Here is a 20,450-nt window from a genome sequence, read left to right as displayed (position 1 = left end):
GCGGGCTTCTTTATTTGAAGTGTCGGGGCTCAGGCCTGGCGTTCGTGCATCCGTGCCAGTTGCCGTTCCAGCATCGACGGATAGGGCTCCATCAGTCGTTCGACGCAGCACGCACCTTCGGGGCTGGCGATGGGGCGGATGCGCGCGCGCTGGCGGATCAGGGTGTCGTCGTTGACTTTGCGCTCAACCAGCAGCAGGTTGCGGCTGTGTTGCGACAGGGCCAGGGCGTCCTGGGCGGTTTCGGTCAGCAGCAGGTCAATCTGACTCAGGCCAAACAGCTCGTCACCCAGGGTCAGGCCCAACTGCAGTTGCAGGGTGATGCCGCTGTCGGCGACTTCGATCTGCAACTGATGGCCTAGGGCCCGAAGCAGCTCGCCGCAACAGATGGCGTTGGTCAGGTAGTCGTCGCCACTGTCTTCGGTGTGGAACAGCATCAGCGTGCTGCCGTCGTTCAGGGTGTGCAAATGGCCCTGGTAAAGCGAAGCGGCCTGGTCGAGGCAGTCGCGGTAGCGCTCGAGCAGTTCCTTCAGGCGTGCCTGGGGCAGGCGACGCAGTTGATCCTGGGCGCCCAGTTGAATGGCCAGTACGGCACTGTGCTGGGGAACGTTCGAAACGACGGCACGGGCTGCTGGCCTTGGCTCGCCGCTCATCGACTCGTCCCGCAGGTCGGCAAAGGCGTCGTCGTCTTCATCGTCTTCCGCGGCGCGTACCACGTGGCGTGGGGCTGGCCTGGAAGCAGGCATTGACGGGCTTTCATCGAAGCCTGGATCGCGCAAGTTGCGCACCTCGAAGCCCGGTTCGGTGTCATCGTCCGCGAAGTCGAGTTCTTCAGGTTCCGGCAGCGGCGCAGGTTCCGGCGCGAAGCTGGCGTGCAGCTGCCGGGCCAGGTCGCCGATTTCATCCTGGCGCAGGGTGGCCGGGGTGTGTTCGTCGATGTCCCGTAGCCAGAGGCGCAATTGCAGCAGCGGCGTGGAGAGGTGCCGTCCCAGGCGCAGGCTCAGGGCAAGGGCCAGCGCCAGCAATATGGCGCTGAGGATGCCCATGCTTTGCAGGCTGATGGTCATCGGCTGCTGGAACTGGTCCATGTCCAGGCTGATGCGCAGTTGCCCGGCGGTGACGTCCTGGAAGGTGATCTTGCTCTGGTACATGCCGCCGGACTCGCCCAGCAGGCCGGGCTTGGGCCGTTGGCCAGCCTCGGCGAGGATGCGGTTGTCCACGCTGTAGATGGCGGCGTGGGCCACCAGCTTGTTCTTGGTCAGGTTGTTGAGCAGCACGTTGAGACTGAGGATGTCGTTGGACACCAGCAGCTCGGTGGCGGAGGTGGCGGTCTGGGTGGTCAGGCTCTCGCCCAGGGCGTCGGCCTGCTCATGCATGGCCTGCTTGAACTGCAGGCCCATCACGCAGGCATAGATGACCAGGGCCAGGGCGACCAGGATCACGTTATGGCTGGCGATGCGCAATGCAATCGGCACGCGACGGTGGCGCAGTGCACGGAAGATCAGCAGGAAGAAATTGTCGGTTTTGACTGGCGTGGGCCGGTTCACTGAGCTCGGCTCTTTGTCCGTGAAATTGACGCGCAGTATAGCGACAGGCCCAAGGCCGGCAAAGCATTGGCGGTGCCCGATGGTCACTGAATGTGGGTAGAATGCGTTTTTTTTCACCTGCGGGGGTGCGCCTTGCGCGAAATCGTCCTGATAAACATCACTGGCAGCGACCGTCCGGGTCTGACTGCGGCCATTACCGGCGTTCTGGCCCAAGGTGGTGTGAACGTTCTAGACATCGGTCAGGCGGTGATTCACGACACACTGTCATTTGGCATCCTGGTTGAAATCCCGAACGCCGAACAGAGCAAGTCGGTGCTCAAGGACATCCTGTTCGCCGCACATGAACTCGACCAGCAGGTGCGTTTCACGCCAGTTTCCGAAGCCGATTACCAGTATTGGGTGGCCGGCCAGGGCAAGCAGCGCCATATCGTTACGTTGTTGACCCGCAAGGTCACCGCCGAACAGTTGCAGCGTGTCAGTTCGATCACGGCTGAATATGGCTTGAATATCGATCATATCGACCGCCTGTCGGGGCGCATGCCGTTGGACATGGCGGAGGACAAGGGCAAGGGCTGCATCGAGTTTTCGGTGCGTGGCGAACCGGCCGATCCCCAGGCATTGCGTGCCGAATTCCTCAGCGTGGCCCAGGAGCTGAACGTCGACATCGCCTTCCAGGAGGATTCGCTGTTCCGTCGCAACCGTCGCCTGGCGGTGTTCGATATGGATTCGACGCTGATCGAAGCCGAAGTTATCGATGAGCTGGCCAAGGCCGCTGGCGTGGGCGACAAAGTGTCGGCCATCACTGAGCGGGCCATGGCCGGCGAACTGGATTTTCGCGCCAGCTTCAAGGAGCGCCTGGCGCTGCTGCAAGGCCTCGATATCAGCGTACTGGATTCCATCGGCGCTTCCCTGCGCTTGACCGAAGGCGCCGAGATCCTGTTCGCCGAACTCAAGCGCCTGGGTTACAAGACCGCCATCCTGTCCGGTGGCTTCACCTATTTCGCCCGGCAGTTGCAGGCCAAGCTCGGCATTGACTATGTGTTCGCCAACGAGTTGGAAGTGGTGGATGGCAAGGTGACCGGCGTGGCGGTTGAGCCCATTGTCGATGCCCAGCGCAAGGCCGATCTGTTGCGCGAATTGGCCGCGAAGGAAGGCCTGAGCCTGGAGCAGACCATCGCCGTGGGCGACGGCGCCAATGATTTGCCGATGTTGGCCATTGCCGGGTTGGGTGTGGCCTTCCGCGCCAAACCGCTGGTCAAGCAGTCGGCCAGGCAGGCCATTTCAACCCTGGGGCTGGATGGGGTGCTGTATCTGCTGGGCTTCAGGGATCGTGACGGGCAGCGTTGAGCTCTGAGTGTATTACTCTCTGTTTGTGGCGAGGGGATAAATCCCCTCGCCACAAACCAGTCCCCTCACCGCAAAGGGACATGCGCTGTTTAAAGCGACTTCCACAACGAATCGAAATCCCCCTCGGCGTCGCTGCCTTTCCCGGCGCCTGAATCCTCCTGGTGATAAGCGAACTGGTTGAAACTGTGGGTGCTGGTGACCCGGCGGTCCAGGCCGGCGCGGCGTTCTTCGCCGTTGGTATTGATCATGACGTGCTGGCCCTCCTGGAAGGGCAGGCGAGGGGCGATCATGGTGGCCGGCAGGTCGATGGCGCTGATTTCCGGCAGTAGCAACCCTCTGAAGTAATGGTTCTGTTCTTTCTCTTCACGCACCAGTTGCAGCCCGCAGGGCTGGGCGTGGGGCGCGATCAGCTCGATGCCCATTTGCATGCTGCCATTGCGTACCTGGCGGATCCAGCGCACCACGGCGATGCTCCAGGCTTGCTCGCTGGCGTCGCGGATACCGACCATTTCCCCGGCCTGGAGTTGTTCCGGAACCTCTTTCGGCCAGCCCAGGCAGTAGCCGCCGGGGCTATGGTTGATGATCGGCAGGTCGTAGGTCGGAAAGTGATGCTGGTTGTTCGAGCCGCTGCCGTCGTCATCGCTCGGGTTGGCCGGGTATTCGATTTCTTCGTAGGGCAACAGGTCGCTGTCGCCCGTGGGAGCCGCGTCGAAGGCCTGCTTCCAGGTGTCGTTCGATTTCCCCGGCGAAACGTCGAACCGCGCCTTGCGTGTCGCGGAGGTCTTGAGGATCTCGCTGAAAGAACGCTCGCCGCCGAGGTAATAGTGCAATGCGCTCATGCCCACGCAGATTGTCAGCTTGCCATTGCCCTCGGTGCGCTGGAAGCTGCGCTCGGCTGCTTCGCCCCAGGCCGCTTGCAGGTGGTGCAAAGTGTCGGTGCTCATGCCGTTTGGAACCGACAGTGTCGAGTCGTTCGGTTGCTCCAGATAGCTGGCGATGGCTTGCACCAGCGGTTGCGGATCGAACCCTTGCAAGGTCGGCTGCTGCTCGGCCCGGAATTTGGAACGATAGCGTGGTCCGATATCCAGTTCCGGAGCCACGGCGAACAGGTTCGCCGCCGCCCTGGGTGGGTCCAGCTTGACACGTGGGCTCCAGGCTTCGAGCACTTCGGCCAGTCGTGCAATCTGGCTCTGGCGCAGTTGATTGCTACGGGATGCCCCCAGCAACAGGGCGACGACATAGGTCTGTTCGACATTCAACTGCTGGACCTGGCTGGCCAGGTCATCGCTCACGTTCAGGTGCTGCAAGCGCAATTGGCAGGCGATCCGGTAGAGCTGGTGCAGATCGAGCCACAAGCCTTCAGGTATCGGGCTGTACAGTTGGCTGGCGCGCAACAGTTGCCCGTTGAGAGCCTGCATCGCCCGTTGCAGCGTGGTGCTCAGCAGACGGGCGCGGTCTTTGCTGAATTTCGGCGCGATGCGGGCCACGATCTGCTTGTAGCCCATCGCGAGGTAGCTCTGCAGGGCTTGGCACAGGTTGACGATCTTGCGTGAGCGGTCATCCAGTACGATGGCCTGTTGCAGGAAATGTCGTTCCAGGTGCTTGCAGACGTAATGCACCTCGGGCCTGAGCAGTTCGAGCAGTTGCAGGCGGTTTTCGCTGGGCGTGAGCAGTTGGTTGAGTTCGCCCAGTGCCTGGTACAGCAGGCGGGCAGTCTCGCCAATGTTGGCCTTGGGCAGGTTGGCGATCCATCGCTTGAGGTCGCGTGGCGTGGCGTCGCAGAACGACAGGCGGGGCTGTGTCGGGTTCAGGACGCGCAACAACTGGAGAGGGCTGGTCTCATTCATGCCGTGGACGGGCTCCGGCGGGAAATGAAAATGATGTTTCCAAACTCTAGCAGTTGATACGGCGATGCGTTGTCCTGAATGTTTATGTGTTGTGGGAGCAGGCTTTGCTCCCACAGGTCTGCTTTTACCGTGACTCAGGCTTTTGGCAATGCCAGCCCCTGGCCCATCTGCACGGGCGAGCCAGCCACCAGGCCTTCGGCCCATTTCATCTGGTCCGGTCCGAACAGCACGATCGCCGTCGAGCCCAGCTTGAAGCGTCCCAGTTCAGCGCCTTTTTCCAAATGGATCGGTGCGCGGGCGGCTTCGTCGTAGCGGAAGGTTTTCAGTTGGCGCTTGGGTGGCGTCACCAGCCCGGCCCAGACGGTTTCGATGGACGCAACGATCATCGCGCCCACCAGTACCACGGCCATCGGCCCGCGCTCGGTGTCGAAAATGCACGCCACGCGCTCGTTGCGAGCGAACAGTTCCGGGACGTTTTCGGCGGTGGTCTGGTTGACCGAGAAAATCCGCCCGGGAATGTAGACCATCTCCCGCAGAGTGCCGGCCAGCGGCATGTGCACGCGGTGGTAGTCCTTGGGGGAGAGGTAGACGGTGGCGAATTCGCCGCCCATGAATGGCGCTGCGTTGGCGGCATCACCGCCCAGCAATTCCAACACGCTGAAGCTGTGGCCCTTGGCCTGGAAAACGCGACCGTGCTCGATCGGGCCGAGCTGGCTGATGGCACCGTCGGCGGGGCTGAGGATCGCGCCCGGTGTCTGGTCCAGTGGGCGAGCGCCGTCTTTCAAGGCGCGGGTGAAAAACGCGTTGAAGTGCTCGTAGCCCGTCACGTCTTCCACCAGGGCCTGGGACATGTCTACCTGGTAGCGCTTGGCGAACCAGGCGGTGAAGGCATTCTTGAACCAGCGCACGCGGCATTCGGCAATGCAGCCGGCCAGCCGCGACAGCAAGTGATGGGGCAGCAGGTACTGGGAAATGATGAACAAACGGTTTTTCATGAACTGTCCTTAAGAACCTTCAAAGCTCGATAGGGGTGTCGGGGTGATTGCCCCATTCGCCCCAGGAACCGGCATAGCCTTTGACCCGCGGATAACCGAGTGCCTTGGCCACCAGGTAGGTGAAGCCAGAGCGGTGGTGAGTCTGGCAGTGGGTGATGATTTCCTTGTCGGGCGTAATGCCCAGTTTTTCGAGGATCTGCGGCATGTCCTTGCGGATGCGCAGGCTGCGCGCCGGGTCCATGCCGGCGGTCCACTCGAAATTGACCGCGCCGGGGATGTGTCCGCCCCGTGCCGCCACGACTTTCTCGCCGGAGTATTCCAGTGGGCCGCGCGCATCCCAGATCGCCAAGTCGGCGGCGCCGAGGCGACTTTGCAGGTATTCGCGGGTGGCAGTGGGCGCTTCTAGCAGCATGACGCTCACCGGGCCAGCAGCGGGCGCGGGCACCTCGGTGGCCACCGGCAGACCTTCGTCCAGCCACGACAGCAGGCCGCCGTCGAGGTAGTGATAGTTCGAGTGACCGATCACGTCCAACAGCCAGATGAAGCGTCCGGCCCAGCCACCGCCTTCGTCGTCGTAGACCACGTAGACCGCATCCGGGTTGTGGCCGAGTTCGCCGAACAGTGTTTCCAGATCGGTTTTCGCTGGCAGCAGGCCCGGCGCGGGCGGCAGGCCCAATTGGGTGCGCTTGGGGTCGACGAAGCGAGCGCCGGGAATATGCCCGGTGCTGTAGCGGGCGGCACTGGTCAGGTCCACCAGGATCAGTTCAGGGGTGTCGAGGCGCGGGAGCAGGTCGCTCGGCTCGATCACCAATGGCAAGCCAGAGAAGTCAGGCATGTGAGGTCTCCAGGGGCGCAAAGGGAAAGGATTGTAGCAAGTTCAGCGGCCGCGGTTGGTAAAGGTGTGCAGGGCGCGCTCGATGCATTGCACGGTCTTGCCGAAGGCTTGCACGGTCACGTCCGAGAGCGGGCCACCGCCTTGATCCGCGACCACCAGCATGATCACCCGGCCGTTGCAGGCCAGCGAACGCAACAGCAGGTGTTCGCCGCGAAACAGGCTGCGCAAGCCCGGTGGCAGCAGTGCGGAAAACTGCGCATTGTTCTGTGGGCTCAGGCGAACCTGGGCCTGCTGGGCCAGCAGCCGTTGCAAGACCTTGCTTTGGCCGATGGGGAAACTCATGGCTGCCGCCTCCTGGGGCAGGCCGGCGATCTGATGCACGCGGACGCTGGTCTGGTTGCGGTCGGCCATCAGGATCATGACCCGACGCATGCCGCACGCCGCCAAGGCATCGCGTGCCGAAGTGGTCAGGTGCATGGCGTTGCTGAACGGGCTCGGCTCCACCAGCAATGCCGAGCATTGTTTGCGCCACTGGCTCAGGTCTTCCGGGCTCGGCGGTGGGGGTGGGAGCAACCCGGGATGGATGCGCCGGCTGCCCCAGGGCCAGATCAAGGCCTGCGCCGGATGCCACAGGTCGGGCATGGCGTGATGGCGTGCGCTGTTGGCGGCTTGTTGGTGCAGTTGTTGCTGGACCTCATCCATCGACATCTGCAGATACAAACTGGTGAGGTATTGCCAACGGGTGCTATGCGTGCTGTCCCAGGCATGGTGCGCCGACAGGGCCAGGCCGTTGGCCAGCAACACGGTGTTGGCCGGCTGGTTGAGCCAGTGCCGCAAAGCCGGGTCGTCGTCCAGGCGATTCTGCTGGCGCAGCGGGTGTTCGCTGTCCCGGGCGATACGCAGCACTTTAACCAGTTCGCGCCGCTCATTGAGCAGCAGGCGGTAGCCCTGCGCGACCCAGATCGGCAGGCGCCAGGCTTCTACCAGGGCCAGGCAGATGTTCAGCAGGCGTACGCCAAACAGCTCGCGCTCCACCTTGCTGGCTGACTGGCCTTTATGAATGACCCGCAGCTCCCACTCGCCGAGCAAGCGCGGGTGAGTCAGGGTCAGCGGCCAGAGCGGCGACAGGAACAGCAGGCTACCCCAGTGGATGTCTTGCCACAGCCGCGCCAGGCGGCTGGCGAAGAAACCATTGGCCTGTTGCGTGGCGTGCTGGCTGATCAATTGCAACTGGCGCAGGGCGACGGGTATCTGGGGTTCGGGCAACGACGGCAGGCGGGCGAGCAGTTCTTCGGTGCGCTTGAGGCCGAGGCGGTTGATGGCCACCTCGAGGTTTTCCGCCGGCTCCGCGAGGCTGCCATGGGTGTGATGGTTGGCTTCGCGGATGACGCTCAGCGCCAGGGCGGGGCTGTCCTGCATCAGCTCGGCGATGTCCCGCAGCGACCGTCGACTGTCGGTGATGGCCCGGCAGACCAGGTCGTGACTGGCCTGGGGCACCGGCAAGTGCACGCCTTCAAGCAGCTTCACCCAGCCTTCGAGCGTGATGGGACGTGGCGTTGGAGCGGTCGTTTTGTTAGCCATGGTTGGACGCGATCATCATATGAGGTCTACGCCCGGAGCGGGGCAAACTGGCTTTTCGCCAGAACTGGCTATAGTCTGGCGCAGTTTTGCCGATAAGTAGAAGAAGAGATTTTCAGCTTCCGAATATGACCTTGAACCCGACTTAAGTAAGTACCTTCTATCTATGGCTAAAATTATCGGCATCATTGTCGTGTTCGCGAGCGTGCTTGGCGGATACGTGCTTTCCCATGGCAAGATCGCCGCCTTGATCCAACCCTTCGAGGTGATGATCATCGGCGGTGCGGCCCTCGGTGCATTCCTCCAGGCCAACCCTGGCTATATGACCATGCACGTGCTCAAGAAATCCTTGGGCATGTTCAGTTCGCGCTTCAGCCACACCTTTTACCTCGAAGTGCTCGGGCTGATCTACGAGATCCTCAACAAGAGCCGCCGCGAAGGCATGATGGCGATCGAAGGCGACATCGAAGACGCCGCCGCCAGCCCGATCTTCGCCAAATACCCCGCCGTGCTCAAGGACGAGCGCATGACGGCGTTCATCTGCGATTACCTGCGCATCATGTCGTCCGGCAACATGGCGCCCCATGAACTCGAAGGTCTGTTCGACATGGAGCTGTACAGCCTCAAGGAAGACCTGGAACATCCATCCCACGCCGTTACCGGCATCGCCGACGCCATGCCCGGCTTCGGTATCGTCGCGGCGGTATTGGGTATCGTGGTGACCATGGCGTCCCTGGGTGATGGCGACCAGAAATCCATCGGCCTGCACGTCGGTGCGGCCCTGGTGGGTACCTTCTTCGGTATCCTGGCGGCGTACGGGTTCTTCGGTCCGCTGGCCCACTCCCTGGCCCATGACGCCAAGGAAGAACTCAATACTTACGAAGCTATCAAGGCTTCCCTGGTGGCCTCGGCCTCGGGCATGCCGCCGTCGTTGGCGGTGGAGTTCGGCCGCAAGGTCCTGTACCCGGCGCACCGTCCAAGCTTTGCCGAGCTGGAACAAGCGGTTCGCGGTCGCTAAGTTATGGAAAATAACCAGCCGATCATAGTCAAGCGCGTCAAGCGCATAGCCGGCGGGCACCACGGCGGCGCCTGGAAAATTGCCTTCGCCGACTTCGCGACGGCGATGATGGCGTTCTTCCTGGTGCTGTGGCTGCTGTCCACCGCCACGCCGGAGCAGAAGATCGCCATCGCCGGCTATTTCAAGGACCCGGTGGGTTTCACTGAAAGCGGCACGCCGTACATCATCGACCTGGGCGGCTCACCGACCCTGGCGCCAGACACGACCCTCAATCCTGAAGTCAAATCCCAGCCCCAGCCCGACAAGGTGACGACCGATACCGAGCAGGTCGAAGGCATGGCCGAGCAGATCGAGCGCGAACGCCTGGAGTTGCTGCTGCAGGAGTTGCAGAACAAGGTCGAAGAAAACCCGCAACTGCAGAAGTTCAAGGACCAGATCCTGTTCGAGATCACGCCGAACGGCTTGCGCATCCAGATCATGGACGCCGAGAACCGTCCGATGTTCGACTCCGGCAGTGCACGCCTGAAGCCTTATTTCGAAGACATCCTGCTGGCCATGGCCGACACCATCAAGGCGGTGCCGAACAAGATCAGCATCAGCGGCCACACCGATGCCCAGCCTTATGCCGGCAAAGGCGATTTCGGTAACTGGGAGTTGTCCGCCAACCGTGCCAACGCGGCACGTCGTGCCTTGGTGGCTGGCAGTTATCCGGATGAGCAGGTCGCGCGGGTGGTCGGTTATGCCTCTTCGGCGTTGTTCGACCGCAAGAACCCGCTCAACCCGGTCAACCGGCGGATCGATATCGTGGTATTGACCAAGAAGGCCCAGCAGGCCATCGAAGGTTCGCAGACCAACGACCCGGCGCCGGACCCTGCCGAGGGTCAGGGCGCGCCCGGCGAAGCACCAGCGGCAACGCCGGGTGCGGCGGCGGATCCGAACGCCTTGCCGGCGAACCAGCAGCCGGTGCCTGCCCATGAGCTGCGCGAGCGTTTGAACTTGTTCGACGATGCCGCGCCGAAACCGGGTGGCTCGCCTGCGCCATGACCCAATAAAAAGCCGACTTCACTGTCGGCTTTTTATTGGGTCACTGAAAGTTGCTTGCCGTTGTGGCCGCAAATGAGCGTGCGGCTTAGTAACTGCTTTCTGGCAAGCTGGCGATGATCGAACGGTAGCTGTTCATCCGTTGCTGCTGCACGCGGCCGTCTTCCAGGGCCTTGAGCAGGGCGCAACCCGGTTCGCGGTCGTGTTTGCAGTCGCGGAAGCGGCAGGTGCCGATCAGGTCGTTGAACTCGATGAAGCCGGCTTCCACGTCAGCCCGGCTGACGTGGCCCAGGCCGAACTCGCGGATACCCGGTGAGTCGATCAGGTCGCCACCGCCGGGGAAGTGGAACAGCCGCGCCGTAGTGGTGGTGTGGGTGCCCTGGCCGGACAGCTCGGACAGCGGCCCGACGCGGGTCTCGACATCCGGCAGCAGGCTGTTGACCAGTGACGACTTGCCGACGCCGGACTGGCCGACGAACACGCTGATGTGCCCGTCCAATTGCCGTTGCAATTGTTCCATGCCGTTGCCGTGGTGGGCGGACACTTCCAGCACCGGGTAGCCCAGTTGCCGATAGACCGACAGCAAGGCGTTCAGCGCCGGGGCATTGTGCTCGTCGATCAGGTCGAACTTGTTGAGCAGCAGCAACGGGCGGATGCCGGCGTGCTCGGCTGCCACCAGGTAACGGTCGATCAGGTTGGCATGGGGTTCGGGCATTGGCGCGAACACGATGATGATCATGTCGACGTTGGCCGCCACCGGCTTGAGCTGGCCGCGACTGTCCGGGCGGCACAATTCGGTGCGGCGCGGCAGTTGCGCCACGATCACGCCGATGCCCTGGTTGCCGGCGCGCCAGACCACCTGGTCGCCGGTCACCAGCGCCGGCAGGTTGGCACGCAGGTGGCAGCGGAATATCTGCCCGGCCAGTTCGCCTTCGCAGGCCTCGACTTCCACCTGCACACCGAAGTGAGCGATCACCAGGCCGGTCTGTTCCGGGCCCAGGTCGCCGCCCTCTAGGGCTTGCACCGCACTGGATTCACGCTTGGCGGCACGGGCAGCGCGTTCGCCCTGGATCTTTTCGATGCGCCAGTTCTGGCGACGATTGAGTTGGCGTTTGGCCATGGGTGTTCCGTATGAAGAAATACTGCGAATAGGGTAAAACGGTCGCGAGTTTAGCACGCCCGACGGCCGGCCTTGGGTTTGTACGAAAAGTCGCCAAGCGGCGATCAGGCAAGGCAAAAACAGGCTCGCAAGCGCAGTTGACTGATTGTCTATGAGCATTGCGAGGCTGTTTTCAACGCAGCATGATCGTCGCGCAGGCACTTTTCGGACAAAGCCTAGGCTAAACTGCCTGGCTACGCCGAGGAGCCTCCCCATGCAAAACCCGCAGAACCTGATCTGGATCGACCTGGAAATGACCGGTCTGAACCCTGATACCGACGTCATCATCGAAATGGCCACCATCGTCACCGACAGTGACCTCAACACCCTGGCCGAAGGCCCGGTGATCGCGATCCACCACAGTGACGAGGTCCTGGCCGGCATGGATGAATGGAACACCCGCCAGCACGGCGGCTCGGGCCTGACCCAGCGGGTGCGCGAGAGCAAGATCAGCATGGCCGAGGCCGAAGCCCAGACCATCGCTTTCCTGGAGCAGTGGGTGCCGAAGGGCAAGTCGCCGATCTGCGGCAACAGCATCTGCCAGGACCGGCGCTTTCTTTATACCCACATGAAATCCCTGGAAAGCTATTTCCACTACCGCAACCTGGATGTATCCACCCTCAAGGAGCTGGCGGCCCGCTGGGCCCCGCAGGTGCGCGACAGCTTCCAGAAGGGCGGCAGCCACCTGGCACTGGACGATATTCGCGAGTCCATCGCCGAGTTGCAGCACTACCGCAAGCATTTCATCAAGTTCTGATTGAAGTGCGCGGCGCTCTTGCTGGTGAAGGTGAGAGCAAAGCTTGTGGGAGCAAGGCTTGCCCGCGATGAAGGCGATGCGGTCTTTCAGGGACTGAGGCGCCTGTTTCGCGAGCAAGCTTTGCTCCCACAGATCTCATGGCACAGCTTCCGTGTTGAGTTATGTCTGTGTAGCGCCCCCTTTTGGTGCCTGCCCGAAATGGCTAGACTGCGCGCCTTTTTGTAAGGACCGCCATCATGCTGTTGATGCTTTACCTGATCGCCATCACCGCCGAAGCCATGACCGGCGCCCTGTCTGCCGGGCGTCGGGGCATGGATTGGTTCGGCGTGGTGCTGATCGCTTGCGTGACGGCGCTGGGTGGCGGCTCTGTGCGTGATGTGCTGCTCGGCCATTACCCGCTCACCTGGGTCAAGCATCCGGAATACCTGGTATTGACCACCGCCGCCGCGATGCTGACGGTGTTCCTGGCTCGCTGGATGCGCCACTTGCGCTCGTTGTTCCTGGTGCTCGATGCCGCAGGCCTGGTGGCGTTTACCCTGATTGGCTGCATGACCGCGCTGGAAATGGGCCATGGCATGTTGGTGGCTTCCGTCAGCGGCGTCATCACCGGGGTGTTCGGCGGTATCCTGCGGGACATCTTTTGCAACGATATCCCGCTGATCTTCCGTCGCGAACTCTACGCCAGCGTCTCGTTTGCCGCCGCGTGGTGCTATCTATTCTGTGTCTACCTGCAATTGCCTGGCGAACAGGCGATTCTGATTACCTTGTTCGGCGGGTTCCTGCTGCGGCTCCTGGCGATTCGCTTTCACTGGGAAATGCCCAAGTTCGTCTACAACGACGAGGTCTGACGCTCGGCGTGCTGGCGCAGCGCCCATTGCACATGCTCGCGCACCAGCTCCGATGGATGGTCGCTTCGTGCCTGGAGCGCTTGCAGCACTGGAATCGTTGACGGCGCGTTACCCAGCCCCACCGCCAGGTTGCGCAGCCAGCGCTCATAGCCGGCGCGGCGCAACGGCGAACCTTCGGTGCTGCTGAGGAATGTCGCTTCATCCCACAGGAACAGCTCCGCCAGCTCGGCGTTGTCCAGGTTGTGCCGCGGCTTGAAGTCGCCTTCCCCGGACGGGCGGGCGAAGCGGTTCCACGGGCAGACGATCTGGCAGTCATCGCAACCGAACACCCGGTTGCCGATCAACGGCCGCAGTTCTTCGGGGATGGCATTTTTCAGCTCGATGGTCAGGTAGGAAATGCAGCGTCGAGCGTCGAGCATGTAGGGGCCGACGAAGGCATTTGTCGGACAGATGTCCAGGCAGGCCGTGCATTTTCCGCAATGCCCGGTGGCATGTGGCGGGTCCACTGGCAGCGGCAGGTCGACAAACAGTTCGCTCAGGAAAAAGTAGCTGCCGGCCTTGCGATTCAGGACTAGCGTGTTTTTACCGATCCAGCCCAGTCCGGCCTGTTCGGCGATGGCCTTTTCCAGCACCGGTGCGCTGTCGACGAAGGCGCGGTAACCGAAAGGGCCGATGACCGCCTGGATTTTTTCGGCCAGTTGTTGCACGCGTTTACGGATCAATTTGTGATAGTCGCGGCCCAACGCATAGCGCGAGATGTAGGCCTTCTCCGGCTGGCCGAGCATCTGTGCCATCTGTGTATCGCCCGGCAGGTAGTCCATGCGCAGCGACACCACCCGCAGCGTTCCCGGCACCAGTTCCTCGGGATGCGAGCGTTTGCTGCCATGGGCACTCATGTAGTCCATTTCGCCGTGGTAGCCGGCCTCGAGCCAGCGTTGCAAGTGCTGCTCATGTTCGGCCAGGTCCAGGCCGCTGATGCCGACCTGCTGGAAACCCAGCTCGCGGCCCCACTCCTTGATGGATTGGGCGAGGGCGGCGAGGTCGGTGGCGATAGCAGGCATGAGGCGAGAGAAACCGGAGCTGAGATGCGTATAATTCTGCCAGACATCGGAGCTCGAAGACGCATGCCGCACACTAAAGATGATTTTCCCGACGCGCTGTACAGTGCCGCGCAGGTTCGCGCCCTTGACGCGCAATTGATCGCAGCGGGCACCACGGGCTTCGAATTGATGCAGCGCGCCGCCCGCGCGACCTGGCGAGCGATCGTCAGGCGCTGGCCCGAGGCCGGTGAATTGACGGTCCTGGCCGGTCATGGCAACAACGCCGGGGACGGTTACCTGGTGGCGACCCTGGCCCGGCGCGCCGGGTGGTCGGTGCGGGTGCTGACCGTGGGCGAACCCCGGCATCTGCAAGGCGATGCCGCCAATGCCCACGCCGAGGCGGTGGCGGTCGGTGTGCCGGTGGAGCCCTGGGCCGATGAGTCCGAGCTGCGCGGCGTGCTGCTGGATGCCTTGCTCGGCACGGGCCTGAGTGGCGAGGTGCGCGAGCCTTACGTGCGGGCCATCGACACGATCAACGTCAGTGGCCTGCCGGTCGCCGCCGTGGACATCCCTTCGGGGCTGTGCGCCGACACCGGGCGGGTGTTGGGTACGGCGGTGACGGCCGACCTGACGGTGACGTTCATCGGCTTGAAGCTGGGGTTGTTCACCGGCGATTCGGCCGACCGGGTTGGCGAGTTGGTATTCAATGACCTGCACGCCGATCCGGATGTCGTTGAGTCGGCGCCGTTCAGCGCGCGGTTGCTCTCACCGCATAACCTGCAACGCCTTACGCCGCGCGCGCCCACGTCCCATAAAGGCAAGTTCGGTCATGTTCTATTGATCGGTGGCGACCGGGGCTTTGGCGGCGCGATCCAGATGAGCGCCGAAAGTGCCCTGCGCTGCGGTGCGGGCATGGTCTCCATGGCGACCCGCAGCGAGCACGTCGCCGCCGCGTTGGCGCGTCTGCCGGAAGTGATGGTCCTGGGCACCCATTCGGCGAATCAGTTGATGGACTTGCTGCAACAGGCCAGCGTGCTGGTGGTCGGGCCGGGTCTGGGGCAGGCGGCCTGGGGGCGCAGCCTGTTGTCGGCGGCGGCCAACGCCGCGCTGCCGCAAGTGTGGGATGCCGATGCGCTGAACCTGCTGAGCGGCGGTGCTGTCAGCTTGCCCGAGCACTGTGTGATCACCCCGCACCCGGGAGAGGCGGCGCGGCTGCTGGGGATATCCACTGCCCAGGTGCAGGCCGATCGCCCGGCAGCGGCCCATGCCTTGAGCCAGAAATACGCCGCCACGGTGATCCTCAAGGGGGCCGGCAGCCTGATCGCCAGCCCGGACGGCCGCCTGGCGGTATGCAACCAGGGCCATCCGGCCATGGCCACGGCGGGACTGGGGGATGTGCTGGCCGGCGTGGTGGGTGCCTTGCTGGCCCAGGGCATGGAGGGTTTTGAAGCCGCGTGCCTGGCGGTCTGGCTGCATGCCAGCGCGGGTGCGCAAGTCGGCCGGTCGGGCCGGGGAGTGGTGGCGACCGACCTGATCCCGGCCATTCGTCAGTTGTTGGAGGAGCATTCACCGTGTCTGAAGTAACCCTGTACGTGGCGGATGAAGCCGCCATGACGGATTTGGGGGGGCGCATTGCGCGCGTTACCGAAGGCCACGGCCTGATTTTCCTCGAGGGCGACCTCGGCGCGGGCAAAACCACGCTGTCGCGAGGCATCATTCGTGGCCTCGGACACACCGGCGCGGTAAAGAGTCCGACGTTCACCCTGGTTGAGCCCTACGAGATCGGCGACATCCGCGCCTTCCATTTCGACTTGTACCGCCTGGTGGATCCTGAGGAGCTGGAATTTCTCGGCATCCGCGATTATTTCGAAGATGACGCCTTGTGCCTGATCGAATGGCCTGACAAGGGTGCAGGCTTTTTGCCAAAGCCTGACCTGACCATTACCATTGGCGCGCAGAACGGCGGGCGTTCGCTGAAACTGACGCCACAAGGCTCGCGTGGCGAGTCCTGGTGTGCCGCTTTGGCATTGGAAACTATTTGATGATGGGGTTTGGTATGCGCTTTCGCGCGGTGGTTGCTGTCGTAGGACTGTTGCTTACGGCACTGGCCGTCGATGCTGTGGCCGAGACAAAGGTCAACAGCGTTCGCCTCTGGCGGGCACCGGATAACACTCGGTTGGTCTTCGACCTGACCGGGCCGGTGCAACACAGCGTATTCACCCTGACTGCCCCGGATCGCCTGGTGATCGACATCAACGGCGCGACCTTGGGGGCGCCGCTGAACGTCGCCACGGCCAATACGCCGATCACTGCGATGCGCTCGGCCCAGCGTACGCCGACCGACCTGCGGGTAGTCATCGACCTGAAGAAAGCCGTGACCCCGAAAAGCTTCACCCTGGCCCCGAATGCCCAGTACGGTAACCGGCTGGTGGTGGACCTGTTCGACAACCCCGCCGACGCAGCGCCGGCCCCCGCGCCTGCGCCCAATGTCGCCACGGTGCCGGCGGTACCGGTGACACCGACCGAGCCTGCGATCAAGCTGCCACCGGCCCCGGCCGGCAAGCGCGACATCATCGTGGTGATCGACGCCGGTCACGGTGGTGAGGACCCAGGCGCCTCGGGCTCGCGCGGGCAGCGGGAAAAAGACGTGGTGTTGTCCATCGCCCGCGAATTGCAGCGCCAGGTCAACGGCATGAAAGGTTTCCGCGCCGAGCTGACCCGCACCGGCGACTACTTCATCCCGTTGCGCGGCCGCACCGAAATCGCCCGCAAGAAAGGCGCCGACCTGTTCGTCTCGATCCACGCCGACGCCGCGCCTTCGGCCGCTGCGTTCGGGGCCTCGGTGTTTGCCCTGTCCGACCGTGGCGCGACCTCCGAGACCGCCCGCTGGCTGGCCGACAGCGAAAACCGCTCCGACCTGATCGGCGGCGCCGGCAACGTCAGCCTCGACGACAAGGACCGGATGCTTGCCGGTGTGTTGCTGGATTTGTCGATGACCGCCTCGTTGACCTCCAGCCTGAACGTCGGCCAGAAAGTCCTGAGCAACATCGGTCGCGTCACGCCGCTGCACAAGCAACGCGTCGAGCAGGCCGGGTTCATGGTGCTCAAATCGCCGGACATCCCGTCGATCCTGGTGGAAACCGGCTTCATCTCCAACTCCAACGAAGCCTCCAAGCTGTCGTCGGCAAGCCACCAGCAGGCTCTGGCCCGTTCGATCAGCAGTGGCGTGCGGCAGTTCTTCCAACAGAATCCGCCGCCAGGCACCTACATTGCCTGGCTGCGCGACTCCGGCAAGATCGCCCAAGGGCCGCGGGACCATCGCGTCAGCCCTGGCGAAACCCTGGCCATGATCGCCGTGCGCTACCAGGTGTCGCCTGCCTTGTTGCGCAGTGCCAACAACCTCAAGAGCGACGAGCTCAAGATCGGCCAGACCCTGACCATTCCCGGCAATGAAGTGGCGGCCCAGCAATGAGCGATGATGAAGTGAACGCCGGCAACGCTCGCATCGAGCTGCTCAGCCCCCGGCTGGCGAACCAGATTGCCGCCGGTGAGGTGGTCGAGCGCCCGGCGTCGGTCATCAAGGAGCTGCTGGAAAACAGCCTCGACTCCGGCGCCAGGCGCATCGATGTGGATGTCGAGCAGGGTGGCGTCAAGTTGCTGCGGGTGCGCGATGACGGTCGCGGTATTCCGGCCGACGACCTGCCGCTGGCCCTCGCCCGTCACGCCACCAGCAAGATCCGCGACCTGGAAGACCTCGAACGTGTCATGAGCCTGGGGTTTCGTGGCGAGGCGCTGGCGTCCATCAGTTCGGTATCGCGCCTGACCCTGACTTCGCGTACCCGTGATGCCGAGCAAGCCTGGCAGGTCGAGACCGAGGGCCGGGACATGGCGTCTCGCGTCCAGCCTGCGGCCCATCCGGCGGGCACCTCGGTGGAAGTGCGCGACCTGTTCTTCAACACCCCGGCGCGGCGCAAGTTCCTCAAGGCCGAGAAAACCGAATTCGATCACCTGCAAGAAGTCATCAAGCGCCTGGCCCTGGCGCGTTTCGACGTGGCCTTCCATTTGCGCCACAACGGCAAGTCCATCCTCAGCCTGCATGAGGCCCGCGACGACGCGGCCCGTGCCCGGCGCGTAGGGGCGGTGTGCGGCGCGGGTTTCCTGGAGCAGGCCTTGCCCATCGACGTGGAACGCAACGGTCTGCACCTGTGGGGCTGGGTCGGCCTGCCGACTTTCTCCCGCAGCCAGGCCGACTTGCAGTACTTCTACGTGAACGGCCGGGCGGTACGCGACAAGCTGGTGGCCCATGCGGTGCGCCAGGCTTATCGCGACGTGCTGTTCAATGGCCGGCACCCGACTTTCGTGCTGTTCTTCGAAGTCGACCCGTCGGTGGTGGACGTCAACGTGCACCCGACCAAGCACGAAGTGCGTTTCCGTGACGGGCGCATGGTGCACGATTTTCTCTATGGCACCTTGCACCGCGCCTTGGGCGATGTGCGACCGGAAGACCAACTGGCCGCCCCGGCTGCGGTGGGCGGCATGGTCCGGCCGACGGGGCTCGAAGCCGGCGAGTTCGGCCCCCAGGGCGAAATGCGCCTGGCCGCCCACACTCAACTGGAACAACCCCAGCCCCAGCCGAGCTACAACGCGGCCGGCAGTGGCGCAGGCAGCGGCTACCAGTATCAATACACCCCGCGGCCGCAATCGAACGTGCCGGTGGCCGAGGCCCAGGCGGCCTATCGCGAGTTCTTCAAGCCGTTGCCGGAAACCAGCCCGGCGGCACTGCCCGACGGCCAGGGCGATATCCCGCCGCTGGGGTATGCCCTGGCGCAACTCAAGGGCATCTATATCCTGGCGGAAAATGCCCAGGGCCTGGTCCTGGTGGACATGCACGCGGCCCACGAGCGGATCATGTACGAGCGGCTGAAAATCGCCATGGCCAGCGAAGGCCTGAGCGGCCAGCCGTTGCTGGTGCCCGAGTCCCTGGCGGTCAGCCAGCGCGAAGCCGATTGCGCCGAAGAGCACATGGGCTGGTTCCAGCGCCTGGGCTTCGAACTGCAACGCCTGGGCCCGGAAACCCTGGCGATCCGGCAGATCCCGGCCTTGCTGAAACAGGCCGAGGCCAATCGCCTGGTCAGCGACGTACTGGCCGACTTGATGGAGTACGGCACCAGCGACCGGATCCAGGCGCACCTGAACGAGCTGCTCGGCACCATGGCCTGCCACGGCGCGATCCGCGCCAACCGGCGCCTGGCCCTGCCGGAAATGAACGGTCTGCTGCGGGACATGGAAAACACCGAGCGCAGCGGTCAATGCAACCATGGCCGGCCGACCTGGACCCAATTGGGCCTGGACGACCTGGACAAACTGTTCCTGCGCGGTCGTTGATGAGCCAGTTACCACCCGCGATTTTCCTCATGGGGCCGACCGCCGCCGGCAAGACCGACCTGGCCATCGAGCTGACCAAGGTCCTGCCCTGCGAGTTGATCAGTGTCGATTCGGCATTGGTTTATCGGGGCATGGACATCGGCACCGCCAAGCCCTCGAAAGCGCTGTTGGCCGAATTCCCCCACCGGCTGATCGACATCCTCGACCCGGCCGAAGCCTATTCGGCCGCGGATTTCCGCCGCGATGCACTCCAGGCCATGGCCGAGATCACGGCGCGGGGCAAGACTCCGCTGCTGGTGGGCGGCACGATGTTGTATTACAAGGCGTTGATCGATGGGCTGGCGGACATGCCGGCGGCCGATCCGCAGGTGCGCGCGCAGATCGAAGAAGAGGCCGCGCGCCTTGGCTGGCAAGCCCTGCACGAGCAATTGGCGATCATCGATCCGGAGTCGGCGGCGCGTATTCACCCCAACGACCCGCAGCGCCTCAGTCGGGCCCTGGAGGTCTATCGGGTCAGCGGCCAGAGCATGACCGCCCTGCGCCAGCGACAATCTGCGCAAAGTACTGAAGCAGCCGCTTCGGGACTGCAACAATTGCCCTATACTGTCGCGAATCTGGCCATCGCCCCGGCGAACCGGCAAGTGCTGCATCGGCGAATTGAACAAAGATTCACATTAATGTTGGAACAGGGATTCATCGACGAGGTCGTAGCCCTGCGCGCCAGAAGTGACCTGCATGCCGGGTTGCCGTCTATACGTGCGGTGGGTTATCGACAGGTCTGGGATTACCTGGACGGCAAGCTGACGTCAGCCGAGATGCGGGAGCGTGGGATCATTGCCACGCGCCAATTGGCGAAGCGCCAGTTCACCTGGCTGCGTAGCTGGACTGACCTGCATTGGCTCGATAGCCTCGATTGCGACAATCTGCCACGCGCCTTGAAATACCTCGGGACCATCTCCATATTGAGCTGAGTCCTTGCAATTGCCGTCTATCCTTGGGGGTGTGACGGCCCAAGCCATCTGATTCCGATTTTTATTATTGATCCTTAAAGGAGTG

The 20,450-nt window shown here is 63.3% G+C and carries 17 protein-coding genes; 10 read left to right on the top strand and 7 right to left on the bottom strand.

From position 1 onward, the window contains the following. Window positions 1-29: 29 nt before the first annotated feature. A complete protein-coding gene (locus N4Q37_RS15545; protein WP_260958962.1) occupies window positions 30-1,544 on the bottom strand; it encodes an AhpA/YtjB family protein in 1,515 nt (504 codons plus the stop codon). Window positions 1,545-1,676: 132 nt separating this feature from the next. Between N4Q37_RS15545 and serB the strand changes: the two genes are divergently transcribed. Then, entirely contained in the window at window positions 1,677-2,891 is a 1,215-nt protein-coding gene (gene serB, locus N4Q37_RS15540) for a phosphoserine phosphatase SerB (protein WP_260958960.1), read from the top strand. Window positions 2,892-2,980: 89 nt separating this feature from the next. On the opposite strand, the gene N4Q37_RS15535 is transcribed toward serB, so the two are convergent. The 4 genes from N4Q37_RS15535 to N4Q37_RS15520 all read right to left on the bottom strand — a co-directional run bounded on the left by N4Q37_RS15535 (window position 2,981) and on the right by N4Q37_RS15520 (window position 8,149). Next, window positions 2,981-4,738 carry a molecular chaperone gene (locus tag N4Q37_RS15535; protein WP_260958958.1) on the bottom strand — a complete coding sequence of 586 codons (1,758 nt, stop codon included), beginning with the start codon at window positions 4,736-4,738 and terminating at the stop codon, window positions 2,981-2,983. Window positions 4,739-4,872: 134 nt separating this feature from the next. Further along, a complete protein-coding gene (gene asd / locus N4Q37_RS15530) occupies window positions 4,873-5,733 on the bottom strand; it encodes an archaetidylserine decarboxylase (protein ID WP_260958956.1) in 861 nt (286 codons plus the stop codon). Window positions 5,734-5,752: 19 nt separating this feature from the next. Beyond that, entirely contained in the window at window positions 5,753-6,568 is an 816-nt protein-coding gene (locus N4Q37_RS15525) for a rhodanese-like domain-containing protein (protein WP_260958954.1), read from the bottom strand. A gap of 42 nt (window positions 6,569-6,610) precedes the next feature. Beyond that, on the bottom strand, window positions 6,611-8,149 hold the full coding sequence (locus tag N4Q37_RS15520) for an HDOD domain-containing protein (protein WP_260958952.1): 1,539 nt from the start codon (window positions 8,147-8,149) through the stop codon (window positions 6,611-6,613). Between the two features lie 163 nt (window positions 8,150-8,312). On the opposite strand from N4Q37_RS15520, the gene motA reads away from it, so the two are divergent. Continuing rightward, window positions 8,313-9,164 carry a flagellar motor stator protein MotA gene (gene motA, locus N4Q37_RS15515; RefSeq protein WP_260958951.1) on the top strand — a complete coding sequence of 284 codons (852 nt, stop codon included), beginning with the start codon at window positions 8,313-8,315 and terminating at the stop codon, window positions 9,162-9,164. Window positions 9,165-9,167: 3 nt separating this feature from the next. Continuing rightward, window positions 9,168-10,208, top strand: a complete 1,041-nt coding sequence (gene motB, locus N4Q37_RS15510; protein WP_260958950.1) for a flagellar motor protein MotB — start codon at window positions 9,168-9,170, stop codon at window positions 10,206-10,208. A gap of 85 nt (window positions 10,209-10,293) precedes the next feature. Here motB and rsgA read toward each other — a convergent pair whose 3' ends face one another. After that, the gene (gene rsgA, locus N4Q37_RS15505; protein ID WP_260958948.1) at window positions 10,294-11,325 is read right to left on the bottom strand and encodes a small ribosomal subunit biogenesis GTPase RsgA; all 1,032 of its coding nucleotides are present in this window, start codon (window positions 11,323-11,325) and stop codon (window positions 10,294-10,296) included. 253 nt (window positions 11,326-11,578) lie between these two features. On the opposite strand from rsgA, the gene orn reads away from it, so the two are divergent. Both orn and N4Q37_RS15495 read left to right on the top strand, forming a co-directional pair. After that, a complete protein-coding gene (gene orn, locus N4Q37_RS15500) occupies window positions 11,579-12,121 on the top strand; it encodes an oligoribonuclease (protein WP_047700365.1) in 543 nt (180 codons plus the stop codon). A gap of 233 nt (window positions 12,122-12,354) precedes the next feature. Beyond that, complete coding sequence (locus tag N4Q37_RS15495; RefSeq protein WP_260958979.1) at window positions 12,355-12,969, top strand: trimeric intracellular cation channel family protein; 615 nt, start codon at window positions 12,355-12,357, stop codon at window positions 12,967-12,969. Here N4Q37_RS15495 and queG read toward each other — a convergent pair. Next, window positions 12,951-14,030, bottom strand: coding sequence for a tRNA epoxyqueuosine(34) reductase QueG (queG, locus tag N4Q37_RS15490; protein ID WP_260958944.1), 1,080 nt, complete (start codon window positions 14,028-14,030; stop codon window positions 12,951-12,953). The genes N4Q37_RS15495 and queG overlap by 19 nt on opposite strands. Before the next feature lie 63 nt (window positions 14,031-14,093). Between queG and N4Q37_RS15485 the strand changes: the two genes are divergently transcribed. From N4Q37_RS15485 to miaA, 5 genes are read left to right on the top strand one after another with little or no spacing between them, the layout of a single operon-like run. Further along, the gene (locus N4Q37_RS15485; protein WP_260958942.1) at window positions 14,094-15,593 is read left to right on the top strand and encodes an NAD(P)H-hydrate dehydratase; all 1,500 of its coding nucleotides are present in this window, start codon (window positions 14,094-14,096) and stop codon (window positions 15,591-15,593) included. After that, a complete protein-coding gene (gene tsaE, locus N4Q37_RS15480) occupies window positions 15,581-16,051 on the top strand; it encodes a tRNA (adenosine(37)-N6)-threonylcarbamoyltransferase complex ATPase subunit type 1 TsaE (RefSeq protein ID WP_260958940.1) in 471 nt (156 codons plus the stop codon). The genes N4Q37_RS15485 and tsaE overlap by 13 nt, the downstream gene beginning before the upstream one ends. Next, the gene (locus tag N4Q37_RS15475) at window positions 16,051-17,481 is read left to right on the top strand and encodes an N-acetylmuramoyl-L-alanine amidase (protein WP_313958326.1); all 1,431 of its coding nucleotides are present in this window, start codon (window positions 16,051-16,053) and stop codon (window positions 17,479-17,481) included. The genes tsaE and N4Q37_RS15475 overlap by 1 nt, the downstream gene beginning before the upstream one ends. Further along, the gene (gene mutL / locus N4Q37_RS15470; RefSeq protein WP_260958938.1) at window positions 17,478-19,394 is read left to right on the top strand and encodes a DNA mismatch repair endonuclease MutL; all 1,917 of its coding nucleotides are present in this window, start codon (window positions 17,478-17,480) and stop codon (window positions 19,392-19,394) included. The genes N4Q37_RS15475 and mutL overlap by 4 nt, the downstream gene beginning before the upstream one ends. Then, window positions 19,394-20,365 carry a tRNA (adenosine(37)-N6)-dimethylallyltransferase MiaA gene (gene miaA / locus N4Q37_RS15465; protein ID WP_260958936.1) on the top strand — a complete coding sequence of 324 codons (972 nt, stop codon included), beginning with the start codon at window positions 19,394-19,396 and terminating at the stop codon, window positions 20,363-20,365. The genes mutL and miaA overlap by 1 nt, the downstream gene beginning before the upstream one ends. Window positions 20,366-20,450 lie beyond the last annotated feature (85 nt).

The organism is Pseudomonas citri (genome assembly GCF_025336485.1).
Taxonomy (GTDB): domain Bacteria; phylum Pseudomonadota; class Gammaproteobacteria; order Pseudomonadales; family Pseudomonadaceae; genus Aquipseudomonas; species Aquipseudomonas citri.
The sequence above is the reverse complement of the archived record's forward strand: the minus strand, read 5'-3'. Positions and strand labels throughout refer to the sequence as shown.